At 74.2% G+C, this 2759-nt stretch carries 1 protein-coding gene; it reads right to left on the bottom strand.

Features of this window, described 5'->3' with window-relative positions:
* The coding region (locus ACFXPK_RS32705; RefSeq protein ID WP_385080788.1) for an acyltransferase domain-containing protein at nt 1-2719 on the bottom strand (2719 nt) is incomplete at its 3' end.
* Between the last annotated feature and the right edge of the window lie 40 nt (nt 2720-2759).

Genomic DNA, 2759 nt, shown 5'->3' with positions numbered 1-2759 from the left:
CATAAAACGCCGTCACAAACGCCACCGGAACCGACGCCGCCTCCACCAACGACCACCCCACAGGAACCCCCACCACCACCCGCTCATCCACCACGACGGTGGAGCGGAAGCCTCCCTGCCAGACGCCCATCACGCGGTCGCCGACCGCCACCGAGGACACCCCGGGGCCGATCCCGGTCACGACGCCGGCGCCCTCGCTGCCCATCCGGGCGTTCTCCGCGTCCGGGTACATGCCCAACGGGATCAGGACGTCGCGGAAGTTGAGCCCGACCGCGTGGATCTCGACGCGCACCTCGCGCTCGCCCAGAGCACGGTCGATCAGGCTTTCGGGCGCGGGGGCCCAGGTGATTCCTTCGAGGGTGCCGTTCCCGGCGTGTGTCAGGTGCCGTTCCACGGCGGGTTCGTCCTGGTCCGAGGCCGGGGCGATGCCCTGTTCCGGTGCCGGGACGGAAACAGGGCCGCGGCGCGTCGTGGAGTCGTCGCCCGGCGCCGGGACGGGGACCTCGACCGGGGCCGGGGCGGACTCCTCGTGGACGAGCCGCGGAACGAGGATGTCTCCGCCCCGGACGACGAGTTGGGGTTCGCCCGTGGACAGCGCGCGCAGCACCGTGTCGGGCATCTCCGCGCCGGCCTCCGCCACCGGGCCGCCGAGCACGTCGAGGAGGACGAAGCGTCCGGGGTGCTCGGTCTGTGCCGAGCGCACCAGGCCCCACACGGGTGCCGCCGTGAGGTGGTCCACCCGTTCGCCGCCCCCGACCGGTACCGCTCCGCGGGTGACGAGGACCAGCCGGGACGTCGCGAACCGTGCGTCGGCCAGCCACCGCTGTACGAGTTCCAGGACGTGCCGGGTCGTCCGCTCCGCCGACTCGGCGATGTCGTCGCCGTCCTCGGCGGACACGTGCTCCCGCAGGTCCACCAGGACGTGGGCGGGTGCGGTCAGGCCCTCGCGCGTGAGGTGTTCCTCCAGTGCCGCGAGGTCGGTGCATCCGGCGTGGGCCGGTGCCGAGGCGGGCAGGTCGGCGGACGGCTCGCCGAGCACCGTGAGGGTCGGGGCCGCACCGTGGTGTGCGGGTGTCGGCAGCGGGGTCCATGCCACCCGGTACGTCGCGGCGCTGTCGCCGGCGGCGGGCGCGGGGAAGCGCGCCTCGTTCAGCGGGCGGGTCAGCAGCCCGTCGGCCGAGAGCACCGGCAGTCCCGCGGTGTCCGTGACCCGCACCGAGAACGCGTCCTCGGCGGTCGGGGTGAGCAGGACCCGCAGCCGGGTCGCTCCCGTGGCGTACAGGGTGGCGCCGGTCCACAGGAACGGCAGCCTGACGGTGTCCTCGTCGTCGGTGCACGCCGGCCAGGCATGCAGGGCGGCGTCCAGCAGCGCCGGGTGGATGCCGAAACCCGTCGGGTCGGCCTCCGGCAGGGCCACTTCGGCGCTTACGGCGCCGTCGGGTCCACGCCACACGTCCGTCAGGCCGCGGAGCGCCGGTCCGTAGTCGAGCCCCCGCTCGCCCAGCCGCTCGTAGAGCCCCGTGATGTCGACGTGTCGTCCGTCCGCGGGGGGCCAGGTCTCCAGTGCCGCGGGCCGCTCGTGCTCCGCGCCGCTCACCAGGGTGGCCCGCGCGTGCCGCACCCAGTCGTCGGAGGGGGCGTTCCGGAGCCGGGCGTGCACGTCCACCGCCCGGCTGCCGTCTTCGGCCGTCCCGCTCACGAGCACTTGCACGTGGGTCGTCCCGGCCTCGGTCAGGACCAGGGGTGTTTCCAGGGTCAGCTCGTCCACCCGGTCGCAGCCGACCTCGTCCGCGGCACGCAGCACCATGTCCAGCAGTGCGGTGCCCGGCACGACCACCCGGCCGCGTACGGCGTGGTCCCGCAGCCAGGGCTGGTCCCGCAGCGACAGGCACCCGGTGAACAGGTATCCGCCGGTCCCGGGCAGCGGCACGGCGGAACCGAGCAGGGCGTGCCCCGTGGCCCGCATGCCGTCCTGGCGGGCGGCCGTGCCTCGGGGGGCGCTGTTCCCCGCCACCCAGTAGCGCTTCCGCTGGAAGGCGTACGTGGGCAGTTCGGCGCGCCGGACGGGGAGCCCGTCGTACGAGCGGGCCCACCGTACCGGTACGCCGGTCACGAACGCCTCGGCGAGCGACCGCAGCAGGCGTGTCCGGCCGCCCTCGTCACGCCGCAGGGTGCCCGTGACGGTGACGTCCACACCGCTGTCCTCCGCGGTGGCCTGGACGGCTGTGGTCAGCACCGGGTGTGCGCCGACCTCGACGAAGTGGCGGAAGCCGGCGTCGAGCAGGGCGCGTACGGTCTCCTCGAACCGGACGGGTTGGCGCAGGTTGCGATACCAGTACGCCGCGTCCAGCTCCGCGCGGCCGAGGTCGCCGCCGGTCACCGTGGAGAAGAACGGCACCTTCGCCGGGTGCGGCACCACGCCGGAGGCCGCCTTCTCCACGTGGCCGCGGATGTTCTCGACGTGTGGGGAGTGGGAGGCGTAGTCGACGGGAATGCGGCGGGCCCGCACACCCCCGGCCTCGCATGCCGCCATCAGACCCTCCAGCGCGTCGCTGTCACCGGAGACGACCGTCGAACCGGGGCCGTTGACCGCGGCAACCGTCACCCGCCCCCCGAACGCCACCAGCAACTCCTCCACCTCCACCACCGGACGCTGCACCGCCACCATGCCCCCACGACCGGCCAGCCCGGCAGCGATCGCCCGACTCCGCAACGCCACCACCCGCGCCCCGTCCTCCACACTCAACGCACCCGCCACC

The organism is Streptomyces sp. NPDC059142, assembly GCF_042755665.1.
In the GTDB taxonomy this organism is placed as follows: domain Bacteria; phylum Actinomycetota; class Actinomycetes; order Streptomycetales; family Streptomycetaceae; genus Streptomyces.
The sequence above is the reverse complement of the archived record's forward strand: the minus strand, read 5'-3'. Positions and strand labels throughout refer to the sequence as shown.